This is a genomic window from Marinobacter iranensis (genome assembly GCF_029207565.1).
Lineage (GTDB): Bacteria > Pseudomonadota > Gammaproteobacteria > Pseudomonadales > Oleiphilaceae > Marinobacter > Marinobacter iranensis.
In genome coordinates, this window is record NZ_JANCMW010000009.1 from 42,169 (window position 1) to 64,222 (window position 22,054).

15 protein-coding genes are annotated in these 22,054 nt (G+C 58.6%); 4 read left to right on the top strand and 11 right to left on the bottom strand.

The annotated features are described in order from the left end of the window. Nucleotide 1: 1 nt before the first annotated feature. Nucleotides 2-1,288, bottom strand: coding sequence for a serine hydrolase domain-containing protein (locus tag NLU14_RS14235; protein ID WP_275707612.1), 1,287 nt, complete (start codon nt 1,286-1,288; stop codon nt 2-4). A 114-nt stretch (nt 1,289-1,402) separates the two neighbouring features. Beyond that, a complete protein-coding gene (locus tag NLU14_RS14240; RefSeq protein WP_275707614.1) occupies nt 1,403-2,977 on the bottom strand; it encodes a sensor domain-containing diguanylate cyclase in 1,575 nt (524 codons plus the stop codon). Between the two features lie 238 nt (nt 2,978-3,215). On the opposite strand from NLU14_RS14240, the gene NLU14_RS14245 reads away from it, so the two are divergent. Further along, nucleotides 3,216-5,282, top strand: coding sequence for a putative bifunctional diguanylate cyclase/phosphodiesterase (locus NLU14_RS14245; RefSeq protein ID WP_275707616.1), 2,067 nt, complete (start codon nt 3,216-3,218; stop codon nt 5,280-5,282). A gap of 91 nt (nt 5,283-5,373) precedes the next feature. Here the strand turns inward: NLU14_RS14245 and NLU14_RS14250 are convergent, their stop codons facing one another. From NLU14_RS14250 to NLU14_RS14290, 9 genes are all read right to left on the bottom strand, one after another. After that, entirely contained in the window at nt 5,374-7,617 is a 2,244-nt protein-coding gene (locus NLU14_RS14250; protein ID WP_275707618.1) for an NADP-dependent isocitrate dehydrogenase, read from the bottom strand. A 403-nt stretch (nt 7,618-8,020) separates the two neighbouring features. After that, the gene (locus NLU14_RS14255; protein WP_275707620.1) at nt 8,021-10,012 is read right to left on the bottom strand and encodes an acetoacetate--CoA ligase; all 1,992 of its coding nucleotides are present in this window, start codon (nt 10,010-10,012) and stop codon (nt 8,021-8,023) included. Nucleotides 10,013-10,028: 16 nt separating this feature from the next. Continuing rightward, nucleotides 10,029-10,808 carry a 3-hydroxybutyrate dehydrogenase gene (locus NLU14_RS14260; RefSeq protein ID WP_275707622.1) on the bottom strand — a complete coding sequence of 260 codons (780 nt, stop codon included), beginning with the start codon at nt 10,806-10,808 and terminating at the stop codon, nt 10,029-10,031. Nucleotides 10,809-10,821: 13 nt separating this feature from the next. Beyond that, nucleotides 10,822-12,186 (bottom strand): TRAP transporter large permease, encoded by a 1,365-nt coding sequence (locus NLU14_RS14265; protein ID WP_275707624.1) that lies wholly within the window; start codon nt 12,184-12,186, stop codon nt 10,822-10,824. Beyond that, nucleotides 12,186-12,824 carry a TRAP transporter small permease subunit gene (locus NLU14_RS14270; protein ID WP_275707626.1) on the bottom strand — a complete coding sequence of 213 codons (639 nt, stop codon included), beginning with the start codon at nt 12,822-12,824 and terminating at the stop codon, nt 12,186-12,188. Before NLU14_RS14270 ends, NLU14_RS14265 begins: the two co-directional genes overlap by 1 nt. Before the next feature lie 118 nt (nt 12,825-12,942). Beyond that, complete coding sequence (locus NLU14_RS14275) at nt 12,943-13,995, bottom strand: TRAP transporter substrate-binding protein (protein WP_275707628.1); 1,053 nt, start codon at nt 13,993-13,995, stop codon at nt 12,943-12,945. A gap of 325 nt (nt 13,996-14,320) precedes the next feature. Then, nucleotides 14,321-15,766, bottom strand: coding sequence for a sigma-54 interaction domain-containing protein (locus tag NLU14_RS14280; RefSeq protein WP_275707630.1), 1,446 nt, complete (start codon nt 15,764-15,766; stop codon nt 14,321-14,323). A gap of 114 nt (nt 15,767-15,880) precedes the next feature. Next, nucleotides 15,881-17,989 (bottom strand): 3-hydroxybutyrate oligomer hydrolase family protein, encoded by a 2,109-nt coding sequence (locus NLU14_RS14285; protein WP_275707631.1) that lies wholly within the window; start codon nt 17,987-17,989, stop codon nt 15,881-15,883. A 337-nt stretch (nt 17,990-18,326) separates the two neighbouring features. Then, nucleotides 18,327-18,686: a DUF6164 family protein gene (locus tag NLU14_RS14290; RefSeq protein ID WP_275707633.1), complete on the bottom strand. Its 360-nt coding sequence runs from the start codon at nt 18,684-18,686 to the stop codon at nt 18,327-18,329. A gap of 83 nt (nt 18,687-18,769) precedes the next feature. On the opposite strand from NLU14_RS14290, the gene NLU14_RS14295 reads away from it, so the two are divergent. The 3 genes from NLU14_RS14295 to NLU14_RS14305 are packed head-to-tail and all read left to right on the top strand — an operon-like array spanning nt 18,770 to nt 22,049. Continuing rightward, nucleotides 18,770-20,179: a DUF2868 domain-containing protein gene (locus NLU14_RS14295; protein ID WP_275707635.1), complete on the top strand. Its 1,410-nt coding sequence runs from the start codon at nt 18,770-18,772 to the stop codon at nt 20,177-20,179. Further along, the gene (locus tag NLU14_RS14300; RefSeq protein WP_275707637.1) at nt 20,176-21,603 is read left to right on the top strand and encodes a GTPase/DUF3482 domain-containing protein; all 1,428 of its coding nucleotides are present in this window, start codon (nt 20,176-20,178) and stop codon (nt 21,601-21,603) included. The genes NLU14_RS14295 and NLU14_RS14300 overlap by 4 nt, the downstream gene beginning before the upstream one ends. A 50-nt stretch (nt 21,604-21,653) precedes the next feature. After that, the gene (locus NLU14_RS14305) at nt 21,654-22,049 is read left to right on the top strand and encodes an ectoine synthase (protein ID WP_275707639.1); all 396 of its coding nucleotides are present in this window, start codon (nt 21,654-21,656) and stop codon (nt 22,047-22,049) included. Nucleotides 22,050-22,054: the final 5 nt, after the last annotated feature.

Genomic DNA, 22,054 nt, shown 5'->3' on the forward strand with positions numbered 1-22,054 from the left:
GTTAAGCCGCGGCAAGAGGCCGTCGGTTCTCCGGCATCAGCGGGAAACGATCACAAACGGTGTAGACGAACCGCACCAGCGCCGGCAGATGGTGGCCGACAATAGGAATGCCGGTGTTAAGCAGGCTGACGGATATATCCCTGGCCGCATCGGCCCAACAAAGCTTGTTGATCAAACCGATATGACCAAAGGCGTGGCGGCTGTGCTGCCCCCATAAGCCCACGGGATTGCCCCCAAGCATCATGCCGGCACTGAAGCGCATGGGGATCATCATGGTGCGGTCAATCTGCAGTGAGCCAAATTGCTGGATGGAGCGCCTGACCGTCATCTCGCTGCAAATGCGCTTACCGTTCCAGATGCCGCCGTTGAGCATCATCTGGAAGAACCGGCCCATTTCCTCCGCTGTGCCACACAGGTTGCCGGCAGGGATGACCGCCTCTTGGAATCGTGGATCATTGGAGACCCGCTCTACGGTTCGGATATCACCGCCCAGCGCGCGATTAACGATCCATGACACCGGAAAACGCGGTGTCGGGCCGGTGGCGTAGTTACAGGCCAGTTCATCAACGTTTTCAGGGGCGATGCCGTAGGTAAACCATCGCATCCCCATCGGCTTGCGGAGATACCGGTCAATGTAGGCCTCAATGCTGTCACCGGTCACCTTTTCCAGCACCCGCTGCAGCACAAAACCACCAGTGATGGCATGGTACGCCACTTTGGCACCATCCACTTCCACCGGCTTTGCCTCGCACAGCAGTCGCCAGACTTCGTCCCTGTCCCAAAGCACGTCGATGGGCGTTTCCCGGGGAATCGCCGGAATGCCGCCACGGTGGGACAGAATCTGGTGAACGGTGATGGTGCGCTTGCCACCACCGGCGAATTCCGGACAGTAGTAAGACACCGGGTCCATCAGGTTAACCAGCCCCTGCTCCGCCAGGATATGCATCAACAGGGCGGTGACGGCCTTGGAGGCTGAAAAATAGCAGATAGGCGTCTCGGTGGTCATGGGCACCTTGACCGCATCGGCTGCATCATGGGGCCCGTTGCCGCAGGCATGGCCGATGGCACGATGGAGAATCTGCTCGCCACGGTGCCTGACCGATAGCTGTATTCCCGGGTGCACCCCGGTGCGATAGAGCCGCTCGACACTTTGCCAGATAGCTTCGACCGCCTCGGGATTCACCCCTGCCAGTTCCGGCTTCTCGCCAGCCTTATCGTGGTAGGTAACCGAAGCCAGATCATCAGGAACGGCGCAGGTATGAAGGGCACGGCGGGCAATTCGATTCATCGCTTGACCTTTGATTCCAGAGACTGTTTTCAGTCTATCCTGACGATGGAGCGTGCCGGACACATTGGCCGCGTGGCGGCGCAGAAAGCGTCAGCACATCCAGCAATATCTTCTTCAGGGATTATGGGCCTCCTCGGCTAGCGCTGCCAGAACCACCTGATTACGGCCATTGGCCTTGGCCTGGTACATGGCACGGTCAGCCGCGGCACACAGTGCGTATGGGTCATTGCCATGATCGGGAAAGACTGAGACGCCGATACTGATGGTCAGGCAAACCGTTTTTCCACCACCCAGAGGGTGCGGGGTTTCACTCACCAGCCTGCGCAACCGTTCAGCTGTTTCCCAGGCTTCGGGACGGTCCATTTCGGGCAGCAGGATGACAAATTCCTCGCCACCAAAACGACCAATCACATCCACACTCCGGACACTGTCCGCCAACAGGGCGCTGGCGGCTTTCAGTACCGAATCTCCGGCGGCGTGCCCGTGCTCATCATTGATGGCCTTGAAATGATCGAAGTCAATCCACAACAGGGCCAGTTCACGGTCGTAGCGCTTGGCGCGGGCGATCTCTTCTTCCAGTAACCGTGTCATTTCCCGGCGGTTCAGCAATCCCGTCAGCGGGTCGCGCGTTGCCAACTCCGATAGCTCATCCTCCAGTGCCTTGCGATCGGAAATGTCGAGGACAATTCCCTCCAGGGCCAGTTCGCCATCACCGTCGACGCCCCGTCCGCGCTCCCAGACCCAAATTCGCTTCCCGTCCTTGCGGACAAGGGGGTATTCAATCGAAAACGCCTCAGCATTGCCAATCGCCAATTCAACCGTTTGCAGGATGTGTTCATTGCTACCGTCTTCAATGAGCTCCGCAAAGCTCACCAGGTTGTTATGAACCAGCTCATCCGGTTCGTATCCGGTCAACTCGCGGCAACCGTTGGATACAAACAACATGGTCCAATGCTCATCGTATCGGCAGCGATAGGCCATCCCGGGCAGGTTGTCCATCAGGGTGGACAACTGGCGCTCACGTTGGCGAATGGTATTCTCCGCCATGCGAATGTCGGTGATATCCTGGCCGATGGCAATGGAGCCTACAATCTCACCCTCTTCGTCGTGGAGACTGCGGGAATTCCAGGATAGCTGTCGCTCGCGCCCTTCACGGGTGGTAATCCAGGTTTCGTAGCCGACTACTTCCCCTTCATCGCGCAGGATTTCATCCGCACGGGCACGAATTCTGGCCCTCTCCTCTTCGTCCGGATACAACCGTTGCCAAATGGCGTCCGAGCCCATCACTTCTTCCCTGGGATAGCCGCTGATGTCTTCCGCCGCCTTGTTCCACAACACTACCCTGCCTTGGGGATCGAGCACATTGATCCAGATGTCGGCCCTTTCAATCACGCTTTCCCGAAACTGATTCAGTTGCCGGATCTGCTCTCGCTGGTGGTGATGCAACGACAACAATGTCCGATCCTTGCTGAACTGTCTAATGAGCGACAGGAACAGCACCAATGCTGTTACCAGAACAAACAGTGCGCCTTTATAGGTCTGAGCTCGGCTTAACAGTTCCGGATCGGGAAACCACTGCTGCACGAGATAATCGGAAAAGGTAATCCACAACCACCCCGCCAGCAGATATATGCCGACGATCCACAAGGATCGCTGCAGCGGCGTATAGCGGCCTTCAAGTTTGTCCATTAACGTTATCCCCAGGTTCCGGCCTTCCCTGTCGGTGCGAACACCTCGGGCCCAAAATGAAGGTGGTACCCCTGAAAATAGCCACTGAAAGAACCCTCGTCGAGCAGCTTTTGCAATTGATTACGTTCACCCAACAAGACTGGAGACAGTGGGGATGCTATTTCTCGTTATCTGACCTAGTGTATGGGGAGCAGGACATCCCGGCAGTTTCAGACGACAGCAACCCGAGAGGTAAGCCGTGCCAGACTCGTATTCGCACGAATACAATGAACAACACTATCGTTCGCTGTTTACCTACAACCCTGATGCGGTTTTTACCCTGAATCCCGCAGGGGAGTTCGTGCAAATCAATCAGGCGGGTTGTGACCTCGTTGGCGCCCCGGAAGAGGACATCATCGGCCAGCATTACGAAATGCTCGTCGTGGCAGACGACAGGGAACGTACACGTCGTCATTTCGAGGCAGCCCTGGCCGGAAACCATCAGCGCTATGAAATCCGGATTGAAAATACGCGGGGTAACATCCTGCAGATGGACATTCTCAACATTCCCATCATCGTGAATGGTCAGATTACCGGTGTACACGGGCAGGCCAGGGACCGAACCCGTGAACGCCAGACAGAGGCCCGCCTGCGCATACTGGAAAGGAGCGTGGAAGCGTCTTCAAGCGGGGTAACCATTGCCGATGCCGAGGTACCCGGGTTCCCGCTTATTTATGTGAACCCGGCCTTCGAACGGATGACGGGCTACCGTGCCGACGACATGATTGGCGCGAATTGCCGTATTCTCCAGGGCCCTGGCACCAGTAAATCCGCCATCGCCAGCATTCGCTCAGGACTTGCGGCTATGCGCGAGGTCCATACTTCGCTGTTAAACTACCGCAAAGACGGCAGCTCCTTCTGGAACGACCTTTACATTGCGCCGGTTCGAAACGCCAACGACGAGGTGACGCACTTCATCGGCATCCAGACCGACATCAGCAATCGTGTCCAACAGGAGGAGGTTCTGACCTTCCAGGCCAGTCACGATTCGCTGACAGGGCTTCCCAACCGCATTTACCTGGAATCCCATCTACACGGAATCTGTCGCCAGGCCCAGGCCCGGCAACTGGCTATTTATGCCCTGTTCATCGACCTGGATGGTTTTAAACCCATCAATGACAGCCTTGGTCACGCCTTTGGCGATGAAATACTGGCTCAGACAGCGCGGCGACTCGAAACGGCTCTCCCGGAGGATGCAACCCTGGTAAGGTTTGGCGGCGATGAATTTGTGGTTCTTGTGCCCAGCGCAATGGAACCTCAGGCCATTAACCACATTGCTGACCTGATCCTTGACCAATTCTCCCAGCCTTTCCTGAACGAGGATGTGGAAATCACCCTGTCTGCAGCCGTTGGCATTGCTGCCGGCACAGACGCGCCAGATAACTCCATGCTCCTGATCCAACACGCCGACATGGCGATGTATGAGGCCAAGAAGCTCGGCGGTAACAACTGGCAATGGTTCAACCAGACCCTGGACCGTCGCGTTCAGCACGAGGTAGCGTTGCGCCAGCAGCTTCAGCAGGCGCTGGCGATGAACCAGTTCGAACTCTTCTATCAACCCATGTTCAATAACGACCTTGCCATTGTCGGCGTCGAAGCGCTGATTCGCTGGAACCACCCCGATCGAGGCTATATCTCGCCGGCGGAGTACATCCCGCTGTCCGAACGCACGGGCCAGATCCTGCCAATCAGCGAGTGGGTAATGCAGGAGGCCTTTACCAGGGCAGCGGAACTGGCAGACCTCGGCGTGAGTAGCATCTCGATCAACCTCTCACCATTGCAGTTTCATCGCCACAACCTGGTTGAGCGGCTGGCTGACTTGAGTCGCGAACACCAGCTTGCCCCTGGCCAGCTCTGTGTGGAAATTACCGAGAACGTGTTTCTCAGCGACCCGAAAGACGTCATCAGACAACTGCGGGAAATCCGGAACATGGGTATCGAAGTGGCCATTGACGACTTCGGCACCGGCTTCTCAAGCCTCAGCTATATGCGTGATATGCCGGTCGACAAGATCAAGATCGATCGTACCTTTGTTAACGGCATCACCTCCAATGAGCGTGATGCCGCAATCACCCGGGGAACCCTCTCCATGGCCAGGGAACTGGGTATGAGTGTGGTGGCGGAAGGCGTGGAAACCGAAGAACAGTTCAGGCTACTGCAACAATTTGGTTGCACAAGTTACCAGGGCTTCTGGTACTCGCGGGCACTGTCTCTGGCCGACCTTCGAACCTTTACCGGTGCTCTGGAAGCGGGGTCGATGGCTTAAGCCGAAGCCCAAAAAAACCGGAGAACCCTCTCGGGCTGTCCGGTTCTTTCTCAGACAGCCGGGCCAAACGCCCGGCTGAACTGATTCCAGGTTACTTCACAGAGGCCCGGGCATCCGCCAGGATCTTGTTGAAGGTTTCGCTCGGCTGCATGATCTTGCAGACCTTTTCCGCCGGCGGATGGTAATAACCACCGATGTCTGCTGGATGGCCCTGGATCACACTCATTTCTTCCAGGATCTTGTCCTTGTTGTCCTCGAGTTGCTTTGACAGCTTCTCGAAGAAGGCTTTCAGATCCTTGTCGTCGTCCTGCTTCGACAGTTCCTCCGCCCAGTAACGGGCCAGATGGAAGTGGCTGCCGCGGTTGTCCAGCTCACCCGTATTACGTGATGGCGACTGGTTATTTTCCAGCAGGCGCTCGGTGGCTTTATCCAGGGTCAGGCCCAGCAGACGGGCGCGCTCGTTGTTCTGCTTCTCACCCAGCTCTTCCAGGGACACCGCCGTGGCCAGGAATTCACCCAGTGAATCCCAGCGCAGGTGGTTTTCCTGCAGCAGCTGCTGCACGTGCTTGGGCGCGGAACCGCCAGCGCCGGTTTCGTACAGGCCGCCGCCGTTGAGCAGCGGTACGATGGACAGCATCTTGGCGCTGGTGCCCAGCTCCAGGATCGGGAACAGGTCGGTGAGGTAATCGCGCAGTACGTTGCCCGTAACGGAGATGGTATCCAGGCCGCGGATCAGACGCTCCATGGTCCAGCGGATAGCGCGTACCGGAGACTTGATCAGGATTTCCAGGCCTTCGGTGTCGTGCTCCTTCAGGTACATCTGGACTTTCTTGATGAGCTCGGCATCGTGGGGGCGCTCATCATCAAGCCAGAACAGGGCGGGCATGCCAGTAGCCCGGGCACGGTTCACGGCAAGCTTCACCCAGTCGCGGATCGGCAGGTCCTTGGTCTGGCAGGCGCGCCAGATATCGCCCTTCTCGACCTTGTGCTCGGTCAGCACGGTGCCATCTTCGGCAACGATGCGGACGATACCGTCTTCCTTGATTTCGTACGTCTTGTCGTGGGAGCCGTATTCCTCAGCCTTCTGGGCCATCAGGCCAACGTTCGGTACGGTGCCCATGGTGGTGGGGTCAAAGGCGCCATGGGTCTTACAGAAGTTGATCACTTCCTGGTAGATGGTGGCGTAGGTGCTTTCCGGCATCACCGCCTTGGTGTCCTTGAGCTTGTTGTCCCGCGCCCACATCTTACCGGAGTTACGGATCATCGCCGGCATGGAGGCATCCACGATCACGTCGCTGGGCACGTGCAGGTTGGTAATCCCCTTCACCGAGTCCACCATGGCAATTTCGGGACGGTGCTCGTAGCAGGCGTGCAGGTCTTCGAGGATCTGTTCCTGCTTGGATTCCGGCAGTTGCTTGATCTTTTCGGTAACGCTGGACAGGCCATTGTTGGGGTTAACGCCCAGCTCGTCAAACAGCTCGCCGTACTTGTCGAACAGTTCCTTGTAGAAGATTTTCACCGCGTGGCCGAAAACGATCGGGTGGGAGATCTTCATCATGGTGGCCTTGACGTGCAGGGAGAACATCACGCCCGTCTTTTCGCAGTCTTCAATGCAGTCTTCAAAGAACTTGCGCAGGGCCTTGCAGCTCATGAACATGCCGTCGAGCACTTCACCTTCCTGCAGCGGCAGGTCGCTCTTGAGCACGGTCTGCTCGCCCTTGGCATTTTCGAACACGATGCGGGCGTTGGTGGCCTTGTCCAGGGTCAGCGACTGCTCGTTGGAATAGAAATCGCCACCGCGCATGTGAGCCACGTGGGTGCGCGACGCCGGGCTCCACTCGCCCATGGTGTGGGGATGCTTACGGGCAAAGGCTTTTACCGCCGTCGGGGCGCGACGGTCTGAGTTGCCTTCGCGCAGTACCGGGTTCACGGCGCTGCCCAGTACCTTGGAGTAACGGGCGTGGATTTCTTTCTCTTCGTCGGTCTGGGGATGTTCCTTGTACTCGGGAACCTTGTAGCCCTGTTCGTTGAGTTCCTTGATGGCTGCCCGCAACTGGGGAATGGAGGCGCTGATGTTGGGAAGCTTGATGATGTTGGCTTCCGGGTCCTTGGTGTAATCACCCAGTTCCTTCAGGTCGTCGGGTACGCGCTGGTTTTCTTCCAGGTAATCGGGAAACAACGCCAGGATACGGGCCGCCAGGGAAATATCGCTGGTTCCGAATTCGATGCCTGCGGGCTTGGCGTAGGTTTCAAGTATGGGAAGAAGTGACCGGGTAGCGAGGGCGGGGGCCTCGTCGGTCAGTGTGTAGATAATCTTGGCTTTGGATGATGTCATTTTCGTCCTCAGGCTAATGGATGAGTTCAGGACGGTCATGGCAGGGTCAGGTGTCTTGTGAACGCCCGACCTGAGCAATGACTGATTCGGGAACTTTTGATAGACCTACTAAGATAGCATTTTTTTGACAATTCTGGTTACGATCTTAGTATAAGAACCGACTAAAAGTTCGCTAAAAGCCGTTACAGGACGATGAAAAGGCGGAAATTTACGAAACTTTCGAACATTTGGCATTCGGGCGATTGGGAGTGTCGCGTTGGAGGTGGGGGGCAACTTCCGTGCGTGGCCCCCGTCGCATTTCGCTCCGCTCTATACGACCTACGAAACGCCAACATGCTTTACACATACCCGCGTAGGTCGGATTAGGCGAAGCCGTAATCCGACAACCAGTCCAACGGCGAATTCACCCCTCCGGCAACAGCCCCGCCTCTTCAAGGCAATCCCGAATCCGGTCCAATGCCTCCGGATTGCCCAGGGCATCCCGGTTGTCGGCTTTGGATGAGCCGTTGATCAAACGGGCGACGGCCAGCTCCACTTTCTTGCCACTGCGGGTGTAGGGGATGTCCGGCACCTGGATAATGTGCTTGGGCACGTGGCGGGGGCTGGCGCCCTGGCGGATGCGGGTTTTGAGGGTTTTCTGCAGATCGTCGGTGAGAGCTTTGTCCTCCGCCGGGACCACCAGCAGGACCACTTCCACGTCGCCGTCGATCTGGCGGCCTACAACGAGGCTATCTTTGATCTCGGCCACGGTTTCCACCTGGCGGTATATTTCCGCGGTGCCGATTCTCACGCCGCCGGGGTTGAGGGTGGCGTCGGAGCGGCCGTAGATAACGGCGCCGCCGTGTTCGGTGAATTCGATGAAGTCGCCGTGGGCCCAGACACCCGGGAAGGTGTTGAAGTAGGCGTCCTTGTAGCGTTCGTCGCCGGGGTCATCCCAGAAGCTGACCGGCATGGACGGCAGTGGCTGGCGGCAGACGAGTTCGCCACGGCCGCCGCTTACCGGCTGGCCGTCGTCGCCATAGGCCACGGCGTCGACACCGAGGAAACGGCACTGGATTTCGCCACGGCGCACGGGCAGCAACGGGGTGGAACCGACGAAGCAGCCACAGATGTCGGTGCCGCCGGCGATGGAGCCGAGCAGTACATCCGGCGCGCCGTCGCTGTAGACCCAGTCGTAGTCTTCCGGCAACAGCGGTGAGCCGGTGGAGAAGACGACACGCAGGGCGCTCAGGTCCAGGGTTTTCGCCGGGGCCAGTTCGGCCTTGCGGCAGCCGGCGATGAAGCGGGCACTGGTACCGTAGTGAGTAACTTTCTCATCGGCCACTACCTGCCAGAGGTAGTTCAGGTCCGGGTAGCCGGGGGAGCCGTCAACGGTGATCACGGCGGCGCCGGTGAGCAGGGCGGAGGCCTGCCAGTTCCACATCATCCAGCCGCAGGTGGTGAAGTAGAGGAAACGGTCGTCGGGGCCAACATCGCCGTGGAGCATCAGTTCCTTGGCGTGGTTGACCAGCAGGCCAGCATTACCATGGACAATGCACTTGGGCTGGCCGGTGGTACCGGAGGAATAGAGGATATACACCGGATGCTCCGGCGGCAGCGGGGTGAAGGAGGCTGCCTGGTCCTGGCCCTCGGCAAGGGCGTCATCCCAGTGGGTCACCTTATCGCCGGCGATGGCGGGTTCACCCGGCAGTTGTTCAATGCTGACCACACATCGCAGGGTGGGCAGGCCGTCAATCAGCCCCGCGAAATCGTCCTGGCGATTGAAAACCTTGCCGCCGTAACCGTAGCCATTGACCACGATTAGCGCCGCCGGCTCGATCTGGCCGAAGCGGTCGAGAATGGCACCCACGCCGAAATCCGGCGACGCTGAACTCCAGATGGCCCCCAGGCTTGTAGCGGCCAGCATGCCTACCAGGGCCTCATAGCCGTTGGTGACAACACCGGCAACCCGGTCCCCCTGCTTGATGCCCTTGTTACGCAGGAACGCTTCCAGGGCACCGGTATCGGCCTTCAATTGCGCATAGGTGCGGCGCAGTACCGGGCGGGTTTCACAGTAGGCCACCACGGCTTCGCGGTCCGCATGCTCACCGTCCGCCAGCCGCAACAGGTTGGCGGCAAAGTTCAGTTTCATGCCCGGAAACCATTCCGCCCCCGGCATATCACGCTTGCCCATTACTTGGTCGGCCGGCGTTTCACACACCAGGCCACAGTAGTCCCAGACCTTCTGCCAGAAGGTTTCAAGGTGATCAATCGACCACTGGTGCAGGGCATGGTAATCGGCAAACGGGCCGTAGCCCTGTTGTTCCAGCCAGCCCTGGAACTGGCCCATCTGGCAGTTCTTCAGTGTGTCTTCCGAGGGAGACCAGACCACCGGTGATTGTTCTGTGTTGCTCATCCGTCTCTCCTGTTGCTTACTGCATGTGCCAGCCGTGGCTGACTACAATGGATTGGCCGGTCAGTGCCGCCGAGGGGAAGGCTGCCAGGTGAACCGCCAGTTCGGCAACGTCTTCCAGGGTAGTGAATTTGCCATCGACGGTGTTCTTCAGCATCACCTTGCTGATTACCTCCTCCTCGGAAATACCCAGTTCCTTAGACTGTTCGGGAATCTGCTTGTCCACCAATGGCGTACGCACAAATCCAGGGCAGATGATGTTGCTGCGAACACCGTGCTCCGCCCCTTCTTTCGCCACGGCCCGACACAGACCCAGCATGCCATGCTTGGCTGCGACATAGGGCGCCTTCAACGGAGATGCCTCCAGGGAGTGGACCGACCCCATGTAAAGCATGGTGCCACCGCCCCCGGCGTACATCTGCTTCAGCGCGGCACGGGTGACCAGAAACGCGCCATCCAGATGGACACTCATCACCTTGCTCCAATCGGCAAAAGCCAGTTTGTGCACCGGGTCGATATGCTGGATACCGGCGTTGGCCAGGGCGATATCAAGGCCTCCCCACTTTTCCACGATGGCGGCAACCCCCCGGTCAACGGCGTTCTCGTCAGTAACGTCCATGGCAAGGGCCATGGCGGTGCCGCCCGCCTGTTCGATAGCATCGACAGCCTCCTGGGCACTCTCCAGAGTGAGGTCTGCCACGGCAACCCGGGCGCCCTCACGGCCGTACTGTTCGGCAACGGCCCGGCCGATTCCGCGCCCTGCCCCGGTGATCAGGGCTATCCGGTTTTCTAGACGCATTATTGTTCTCTCCTTAGTCGTAAGCCGCGCTGGGCAGCCAGGTCGCGATTTCGGGCACCAGGAACACGATCGACAGTGCTACCAGCTGAATGATGATGAAGGGTATGACACCCCTGTAGATGTCGATCACCGTGATTTCCGGTGGCGCAACGCCCTTGATGTAGAACAGGGCAAAGCCCACCGGCGGCGTCAGGAACGATGTCTGCAGACACATGGCGAAGAGAATGGTGAACCACACCAGATCGAAGCCCAGTTGCTGAACCACCGGTGCGACCAGCGGCAGAATGATGAGGGTAATCTCAACCCAGTCCAGGAAGAAGCCCAGCAGGAACACCGCGAACAGAATGGTCAGAACCACGCCATAAGGACCAAATGGCAGCCCCAGTAACGCATCTTCGATCACCCTGTCGCCACCGAGCCCACGCAGTACTACCGAGAACGCCGTAGCACCCAGGAAAATTGCAAAGATGAAGGCAGCCGTGCGGGTGGTCTGGTGCAGCGAAGTGCTGAGCACATTCAGGTTCAGACGCCTTGCCATCACCGCCAGCAAAAGAGCTCCCAGGGCACCAACGCCGGAGGCCTCGGTGGGTGTTGCTATCCCGGCAAAGATGGAACCCAGCACACCCAGGATCAGTGCAGCTGTGGGCACTACTGCTTTGACCACTTCCCAGACAATGCTCCAGGAGACTTTCTCGGTGCCCGGCGGCACCGGCGCAATGTGCGGCTGAAACAGGGGGCGGATCATCACATAGGCGACATACATGGCGCCAAGAAGCAGCCCGGGCAGGAACGCCCCCATGAACAGATCACCCACGGATGCCTCTGGAACCGCCAGCCGGTCTGCCATCAGCACCAGCATGATGGACGGAGGAATCAGGATCCCCAGGGTGCCGGTGGCACAGGCAGTACCCACGGCAAAACCTTTGTCGTACTTGTTCTCCATCATCACCGGCAGGGAAAGCATACCCAGCAGAACCACAGACGCACCGATGATACCGGTAGTGGCTGCCAGCAACACGCCAATGACAACCACCGTTACCGCATATCCACCGCGGACTGCACCAAACAGCTTTACCATACTGTTCATTAACCGCTCGGCAACACCGGACTGATCCAGCATGATACCCATGAATATGAACATGGGCAGAGCTACCAGGGTCTCGCTGTTGACGATGCTCCATATCCGCTCGGGGACAAGTCCCATTGAAGACTGGTAATCGAACCAGAGGTTAGCGCCGAAGTTTTCGACTGCAACTACGCCAATCAGTGTCCAGATAACGGCGGTACCACCCAGCACCCAGGCAACAGGGAAGCCAGTCATCAGCAGCGCCCCGAAGGTCAGGAACATGCCGATTACAAACAGGGTTTCAAGCTCCATCAGGACGCATCCTCTTTCTTGTTATTCCCGGAATCGGTCCGGATTGGCCTGGGAAAGCCAAAGAGTAAAGCTGTTACCTTGAACAGTCGTGATATAGCTGCCAGGGCAAGCAAAGTGAACGAAATGGCTACAATGCCTTTCAGAACCCAGCGATACGGGAGTCCTGCCGGTGCCTGGCTGGTTTCACCCTGTTGCCAGGAGCTATAGGCGTAAGGGAACATTTCCCAGATCGCCAGCCCGAGAAACGGCAACAGCAGAAATAACAGGCCAAACAATTCAACCCAGCCCTGACCTCTCAGGGAAAGGCGTTCATGCAGTACATCTACTCTCACATGACCATCAACCACCAGCGTATAGGCCAGTCCCAACAACCAGCCAACACCAGCCAGGTGCCACTGGACTTCTTCCAACGTCACAGAACCAGAGCCAAACGCATAGCGACCAACCACCGCGTAGATAATCACTCCGGTTATCACAACCCAGAGCCAGGAAGCGCTCTTGCCGATTGCGGAAATCACACGGTCCATCCCCTGACTGACCCAGGTTGTAGGCAACTCGGTGTGATGATGAAGAATTTCGTCGGTGTCGGACACCGATGGCCGCCCACTCTGCGGTGAGCCTTTACCAGACACCGTCATACAACAGTTCCTCGCTCAGAATGCCGATTGTGAAACAAGGATGGCCCCGAAGGGCCATCCAGACTTTGTCAGAGAGTACCAGGCCTAAGCCCGGTATCTCAGGGTCGGCCCGGGACCCTTACAGGTCCGACGGAACGTAGGCACGCTCGTCCCAAATCTTATAGGTTTCCATGAACTCGTTCTGGCTTTCATAGACGCGCTTGAAGTCAGCATCCTTGGAGGCTTCTTCCTTCAGCACTTCCTCGGTGACCGACTGCAACTCTTTCAGAACCTCTCGAGGGATCTGGTCGGCCTGGACGCCCTTTTCCTGGAAACCGGCCAGGACCTTGCCATTCTTGTACTCACCCTCGGCCAGGCCAAGCGTTGTTGCAGCAGTACAGGAAGCCTCAACCAGCGCTTTCTGGGCTTCGGTGGCTTTGTCCCACTCGCCCTGGTTGATCAACATGTACTGGGCAGTGAACTGCTGGTGCCAGCCAGGGAACAGGTTGTACTTGACCACCTGATCGAAACCGAGGATCTGGTCGATGGCGGGCATGGAGAATTCGGTCGCGTCGATGGTGCCCTTTTCCAGTGCCTGGTAGAGCTCACCACCGGGCATCATGGTGACGGAGGCTCCCAGTTTTTCCAGGACCTTGCCACCCAAACCCGCGAAGCGAATCTTCAGGCCTTCATAATCTTCCAGTGTTTCGATTGGTTGCGAATACCAGCCCGCTGTCTCGGGGCCAATAATGCCGCACAGTTGGGCATGCACGTCAAAGCCCTTGTTGGCATAGACTTCCTGCAGCATTTCGTGGCCGCCACCGTAGTAGTACCAGGCAGTGTAAGCCCAAGGCTTCATGCCAAAAGGTACAGCCGCGAACAGAGGAATTGCAGGCACCTTGCCCTGATCGTAGCCGATCCAGGTGTAACCGGCGGATACCTTGCCATCGGAAACCGACTGCAAGATATCGAACACAGGTACCAGCTTGCCGGGTTCGTAGACGCGAACCTGGATGCTGCCATCGGAAGCGGTGTTGAGATTATCGGCAACCCAGGCGGCAGGCGAGCCGAGGCCGGGCAGGTTGGTGGCGAAGGCGACCGGCATTTTCCAGCGCAGGTCATCCGCGACAGCCGATCCCGTAGTCAGGGCGATCGCACCGGCGATACCGGTAAGGGCCTTGAAGAGTTTCATTGGCAAGTCTCCTAGCATTGTTGTTGTATTCGGCCAACAGGAGTGTTCCCGACAGGCCTTATCTGAGTGTAGTCAGACATCGCAGGAAACGAGACGGACAAAATTAATTTTGGGTCCAACGAAAGCGCCAGTCTTGTTTTCCGCGTTGTTCTGACGTCCTGCGAACGGGATGTAGCAGACACTGTGCCAATCAGTATTTTCTTTTATTTATCAGTGGTATAAAAATCGAAAGGAAAGCCGGTCATTGCAAGCAGTCCGGAATTTCGGACGGATCTAGCCATCAGTCGTAGAGATTTGTACGGATGACAGGACACATGTCCTGGATTCAGGACATTTTTGCCAGTTTTTCATACAGTACTGAGCGTGAGATGCCCAATAGCTTGGCTGCGCGGGTGCGGTTGCCCCGACTTGCGACCAGCGCTTCCTCAATGGCCTGTGCCTCCGCGTCGGCCAGGGTTTTCGCAAGGGGACGCACCGGTTGCGGCACCAACGAAGAAGCCGGCCGGTTACCGTTGCGGGGCAACACCTTGAAAATGGCATCCGCGTCCAGCAACCCGCCATCCTCACCCATGGTCAGGGCCCGTTCCAGCACATTGCGCAGCTCGCGGATATTACCGGGCCAGTCATAGCCGCCCAGAGCTGCCACGCCGGCGTCGGTTATTTCACCCCGCATTTCCAGGCCCTCGCAGATCTCACCCAGCAGGGCTTCACACAGTACGCCCAGGTCCGCCAGGCGGTCCCGCAGGGGCGGAATGGGAATTTCCAGCACATTCAGCCGGTAGTACAGATCCGACCGGAATTCACCCTCGGCAATCATTGCCTCCAGGTTACGGCTGGTGGCGGCAATGACACGCACATCCACCGAGGCAACCTTGTTCGAACCGAGTGGTTCGATTTCACCTTCCTGTAGCGCACGCAGCAGTTTGGCCTGCAACGGCAACGGCATATCCCCGACTTCATCCAGGAACAGGGTGCCGCCATTGGCCAACTGGAATTTACCCTCGCGGGTACGGCGATCAGCCCCGGTATAGGCCCCTGGCGCCACACCGAAAAACTCGGCTTCCAGCAGGTTGTCGGGTATGGCGGCAACGTTCACGCCCACAAACGGCTTTTCCGCACGTGTGGAGACGGAGTGAATCGCCTGCGCCAGCACTTCCTTGCCAGTGCCGGTCTCACCCAAAAGCAACACCGGCATGTCGCGGCCAGCCGCGAGCCGGGCCCGGCGCTTTACTTCCAGTGCCGCCGGGCTGGCGCCAACAAAGTCGGCAAGATTGTAGCGGGTTCCACGCGTTTTTTTAGCCAGTGCCTTGCGGGCCGCGGCCAAGTCCTGGTGCAGGCGACGATATTTGGCCACCAGCGGTGTAAGGGGTTGCAAGTCATCATAGAGAACAAACGCGACAGCCCCCATGATCCGGCCTTCCTCGTCGTAAAAAGGCAGGCGCGTCACCACCAGTTGTTGCTTGTTGTGCTCCATGATATCGAGCAGCAGGGGTTTGCCCGTCTCCACCACTTCCGGCATCCGGGTCTGGGGGATGACCTCACGAACCGGTTTGCCAATGGCAGCCCCGGGGTCTCCCAGCCCCAACAAGTGAGAGTAGCTGCTGTTGATCCAGGTAATACGGCTTTCGTGGTCCACGGCAATGGCGCCGGCGCTGGCCTCCTCAAACATAGGAAACAGGGCCTCGATCAGGTCCCTGGTCAGGCCACTCTTGTTATTCTCGGTAAACAGCTCTGTCATGTACCCTGTACCACCGGGTTGGATAATATTCATGGCTATACCCATGGCACCCGGCGAACCGGGTGCAGTGACGGAAGTATATGGCGCCCCCGGAACGGGGGCAAACAATGCCGGCCCGGAACACGAACAGGCCGGCCAATGCGTGCGTCAGTCGGGGATCTGCACCTGGTCATTGCTGAACACAATGCGGTCGCCAACATCCGGATTGACCGCAATCGGGGTCAGGTTGGCTGTCGACAGTGGTGTTGCGATATCGCCTCGCGGCACGGTTCTGACCACCTGGCTGGGTGGCAGTGCCTGCTTGTCGGCAAGGTTTGCCCACACCAGGTCCAGGGCCTGGAAGAAGTAGTGATGCAGGGGCACATACCGGTCCGCTATGCCCGGGAATCCATTGAGGACATCCAGGTGGTGGGCATTGAGAATTTCGTAATACCTCAGCTTGCTGCGATTGCCCTCAACCCGCTGGTTCAGGCCGAAATAGGGCCGGGAGGTATGGTTGATGGGCAGGATGGCATCGGCACGGCCGGTCACGAAAACCGTGGGCTTGCCCCGCAGGTTGCCGGTCGCACGGACCTGTTCGATACCACCGTCAATGCGCTCCGACAGCTCCGCAGCGTCACCCGACAGTGCCGTTCCTGTAACAACATCGGTCCCAACCGCAAGACTCCTCAGGCACAACAGTGCATCCAGACCGTAGTCCTGCTGGCTGGTACTGGGCGAGGCACTGACTGCAAGGTTGGTGGGCTGCCCTTCGGCACCGTCATACACCAGGTTGACCCCGGCGCTGGGCGGAATACCATTGCTTGCCGAGAACAGCGCAGCCTCCTGGGCGGCACTGAGTGGCGTCACCGCGCCGCCGGCACCGGTGGCCGCCAGGCTGATACCACACAGCCTGTCTTCCACCCCCGCTTCGCCATAGGCGTTGGCGTAGGTCATGGAGATACTCTGGGCGACTGCCAGCCCGAAATGGACAGGCGCCAACAGGTTCTGCTCGGGCTGGATACCCACTTCCTCTTCCAGGATACGTAGCGCATCCGATGCGCGGTCATCCGTGGTGGCACCGGCAACCAGGCCTTTGTTGGCCAACGAGTTACAGATGTTCTCCGCGATGGTGAAGTTGTTGAACGTGGCGTTTAATGGCGCGACATCGCGGACTTCCGGCGCGATGTTCGCACAACCCTGGTACACCGCCAGAGCGGTGGTGTAGTCCAGCAGGCTGCGACTGTGCCCGGCAAGCGCGGAGCCATTGCCCTGGCGGATAGTAAAGCTGGTATCCACCTGGGGATTAACGTTGGGCTCCGACACCGCCACACCATCAATCAGCCCCCGATCGTCCTGTTCCGCGGCACGGACGGAAGCACCACCACCGTTGGAAACACTGGAGGCGATCACCAGCGTGTTCTTAGGCTTCACTTTCACAACCCTGCGGCCGTTCCCGGTTTCCTGCCCGAACTTCTCGTTCAGTACATAAAAACCGAACTCAATCGACTGGAGTACGTGCTGGCCCCAGTCTGCTTCAGGATTGACCCGGGAGTGGGCATGCTTGTAGGCGAAGCGGTCGGGCCAGGCGGCGTCAAAATCCGCGCGGGCCTGATCATCCAGGTTGGCCCGGAATTGCACCGGCTCGTCGGCCTGCGTCAGGGTGCCATCAATACGCTGGGCAGCATTGGTGGCCAGGTTGTGGGAACCGGTACCGGTGCCCTTGTCAGTGTAGACCACCGCGCATCCCTTTTTCAGGCCCCATTCCCCGGCAGTACCAATGGCGCCGTAGATGCCACGGGAGCCAGACGAAGGCGCCGTTACCATGCAGGCCTGTTTGGGGTCAAAACTGTCAGGTACCTGAACCATGACCGTGACCGGAACATTACTCCCTTTCACGGTCATATAGGCCAGGTGCTCCTCGCCTGGAATCAGACCTTCACCCCCACTGCCAACCTGGGGACCAAAAAAATTGCCGTAGCCGCCGCCCGGCACCGTATCCACCAGAGCACGATAGTTGTTGTAGATTGCCAGGGTCCGTAATTCTTCCGGCGTAGGATTAATGGGGTCATCAAAGGCCGGTACCGTCGCGCTGCCAAGGCCGCTGGCGCCTAGGCCACCGGTCAGGAGATCGTTGGTAACGCCGTCATACTGGGTCGAATAGATATCACCCTGAACAAAATCAGGGAGCTTATTGAAGGGAGACTTGCTTTCGTTACACGCGGTTGCTGTGAGCGTGACCGCGCCAATCAACGTGCATTGAAGTAGCGTTTTCATAGTTGTTCCCTGTTGTTTTTGTTAGACAAGGGAACCCGGCGCACAAGAGAGACACCAGGCACCACAGCTGTACCCATGCGCATCCTGTGCCAACCATGCAGGATATTGATTTTTATCACTTTTTTATGGAGTGGCGCTAAAATCCGAACGCGGCTTCCGGATTTCCGGACAACAACAGCGGGGTAAATCACTATAAGCGCCCGTCAGGGGCGCATAAGCAGTGATGTCCTGATATACGGACACCGTCCTGATTTCAGGACACCCTGATGCCAGCCCAGCGAAGGCTTCCAGGCACGCCAGTCAGATCGTGGTTTCGTAAGCGACCGGATTTCTGTTCCTAGAGCGTCACAAAGGGGGCAACGGTCAACGCCAGGATTATAGCGATGGCAAGGCAGGCGACCAGGGTAGTGACCGGCCTGCGACGAAACCGGTGCCAGAACCCACCGACCCGGCCTGCGGCCAGGTCCTGTTCGTAAGCCTCACGCTGACGCTGCAAGCGTTCGCGTTGATAGTTTTCCAGTAATTCCCTGGCACGTCGGGCCTCATCATCATCGTGGACCCAGAATCCCCCCATGCTGATCCCCCAACGGCTGGGTGGGGTTTCGTAATAGGGCACGTCGTGCGCTTCAAACAACTCGCGAATCTCATTCGCTTCGTCGTCGGGAACGTGACGCAGGTTCATGAGGTGGTTGGTCATGTTATGTCTGGCACCAGGTTATGGGATACCCTTATCCTAGCATTCCAGGGAGGCTCTCACCGCCCATTTCATCAGGATAATCAATGCCAGACAGCGCCATTCGACGATTACTGGAGTTTGACGAGCAGGTTCTGCGCGACCGCGACCAGAACCCGGCATTCCTGCATCGGCGGGACCGCCGGTTCGCACTGGACTGTCGGGAGAAAGGCGTCACCCCGGCCCCGGCCCGGTGGCTTGAGCACGTCAGGCGCCTGGCTAACCGTGGCCCGAACGGCGACCCACTGAAACCATGGCGGCGAATAACCGCCGGGTTTGTCCTGGCCGGCCTCATCACCGGGATACTGGCCATGCTGGGGCTGCTGTTTTACGACGGCGGCCAGCGAATCAACCTCACGGTAATCCTGGCGTTTGTGCTGCTGCAGTGTGTGCTGGCGGGGATCACCACGGTCCAGGCCTTCGCTGGTTGGCAACCCTGGCACTGGTTGCTGCGAAAGCTGTCAGTGTCCAGCCGCTCCGACGCCCTGCGAGCACTGCAACCATTGCTGATGGCACGGGCGGCCCATGCCGGCGGGCTGATGTTTGGCCTGGCCGGGCTGCTGACATTGCTCGTGCTCGTCGTGATCCAGGACCTCGCCTTTGGCTGGAGTACCACCCTCAATACCGGCGCCGACAGCTATTATCGGCTGCTGGCGGCCATCGCCTCCCCCTGGCAGAACCTTTGGCCCGCCGCAGTTCCGGATCTGGAACTGGTGGAAGCCACCCGCTTCTTCCGCAGCCAATCCGCCGGCACCACCGACCCGGCCCTGTGGGGAAGTTGGTGGCCGTTCGTGGCGATGACCTGGGTAACCTATGTCATCCTGCCCCGATTGATTCTTCTGGTACTGGCAATCGTTCACCCTGGCCTTCGGGCCCGCAAGGCATTGGCCAACCACCATGGTTTGATCGCCCTCCAGTACCGTATGGAAACCCCGACTGTGGATACGGGTAATCGTCACAACGACGCCGCCGACCAGCCGGATATAAACACCTCCACGAGATTGCAGCCATTACCCGACGCCCCGGCCATTATTCGATGGGCGGGAGCCGGCATGCCCGAACTACCGCAAGCCCTCTCCGCCGATTATCAGGAGGTGCTTTCGGCCGGTGGCAGCGCCTCGCTTGAACACGACCATAACATCATCAACCTGGCCAGCCAGGCGCTGGCCGATATAGGCGCGCCGGCTGTGATCATCGTTACCCGCAGTTGGGAGCCGCCCACTGGCGAGCTCTCGGATTTCCTGCAACAGGCCCGTCAGGTATGGCCCAAGGGTACCACTATCGCATTGGTTCCCATGGCACCGGAACCGGATCAGCCACCACCGAACCACCACATAAACCAGTGGCTCCGGTTTGCCGAGCGCGCGGGAGATGAGAGGATAGTAATCAGCACCCCGGCAATAACACCACCGGATACCCGCATCCACAACGCATTGCAGGACGAACACAGAGAATGAACGCCCCCGTGTTTGCCGTGGTCGGCCATCCCAACAAGGGGAAATCCAGCATCGTGGCCACCCTGTCCCAGAACGATGCCATCGCCATCGCCCTGGAGCCGGGAACAACCCGCAAGCGCCAGTCCTATCCCCTGAACGTCGACGGCAAGACACTCTATACACTGGTGGACACACCGGGCTTCCAGCGCCCTCGCCGTGTGCTGGAGTGGCTGGAAGCCCACAGTGTGTCGGCCTCTGACAGGGCGGAAACCGTGAAAGCCTTCGTGATCCAGCACCGGCAGGGCGATAGCTTTAACGATGAATGCGAGCTTCTGGCCCCGCTTACCGAGGGTGCCGGCATCATCTATGTAGTCGACGGATCGGTTCCCTACAGCGCCCAGCACGAGGCGGAGATGACTATCCTGCGCTGGACCGGCCGGCCGAGCCTGGCACTGATCAACAGCATCGGCGAGGACGACTACAGCGACACCTGGACGAAAGCACTCGGCCAGTTCTTTCAGATTGTTCGCAAATTCGACGCTGTTCGCGCCCCTTTTGAACAACATGTAAGCCTCTTGCGGGCATTCGGACAACTTGAACCAAACTGGGAACAACCGCTGGAAAAGGCAACAACCTTCCTCTCAGCGCAGCGACGCCAGCGCAGGACCGAAGCCGCCACGCTTATTGCCCGGTCCCTGGAAGAGATGATGTCATTCCGCGAGAAACGCACCCTGACCACGCTCCAGACCAGCGAGATCTCTGACTGGGAACTGGCCGAGCAGCTACGTTCCAGCTGGTATAAGAACCAGAGAAAACGGGAACAGCATCTTCGGATTGCCATAGAAAAGCTCTACGACCACCACCGCGTGGAGAGACAGGAAGCCGAACTGGAGTGGCACAGTGACCACGACCTGTTCAGCGAGGACAGCCAGAAGGCCTGGGGCGTCAACCGGCGCTATCTGGCCACCGCCGGCTTCGGTGCCGGTGCCGTGAGTGGCGCAGGTGTGGATGCTTTGGCTCTGGGGCACTCACTCGGAGCCGGCGCATTGGTGGGCGGGTTAATCGGCGCCGCAGGCAGTTATTTCTACGGCGACCGCCTGACCCTGCCTGTACTCAACACCGGCGTATTGAAGAACGGGCTCCGCACCGCCACCTTTGGGCCTGTACAAGACAGTCAGTTCGGCTATGTTGTATTGGGAAGGGCGATCAATCACTGGTGGCACATCAGTCTTCGTAATCACGCTGGTCGCGACCTGCTGGATCTGGAGCCCGCTGATAACCACTGGCTGGAAACCCTCGACCGCAGGCAACGCCAGATCATCCATCAGGCCTTCGAGCGTTGTCGCAAAAAGCGTTCTCTGGATGATAAAACCAGGATGGCATTTGCCGCAGCCGTTGAGCAGGCAATGACCGCCTACGACAATTGGCGGTTGAACAGGACCTGACCGGGGTGTGTATACTAAAAGGCTGCTCCATCAAATAATGAGGGATAAGTATGAAAATTGTACGAGTTGAGGACATCATCGGCACAGATCGCGAAGTCACCGGGCCAGGCTGGACCAGCCGCCGCATGCTGCTTAAAAAGGACGGCATGGGCTTTTCGTTCCACGAAACCATTATCCCTGCCGGGGCCGAGCTGAATCTCTGGTATAAAAACCACCTGGAAGCGGTGTACTGCGTTGCCGGCAATGGCACCATCCTCGACAAGGAAACCGGCGAAACCCACGAGATTTCCGACGGCACCCTGTACGCACTGGACAAAAACGACCCTCATACCCTGCGTGGCGGAACCGAGGACATGCGCCTGATCTGTGCCTTCAACCCGCCGGTGACCGGTCGTGAAGTTCATGACGAAGACGGCGCTTACACCCTGGACACCAGCGACATTTAAAGCAC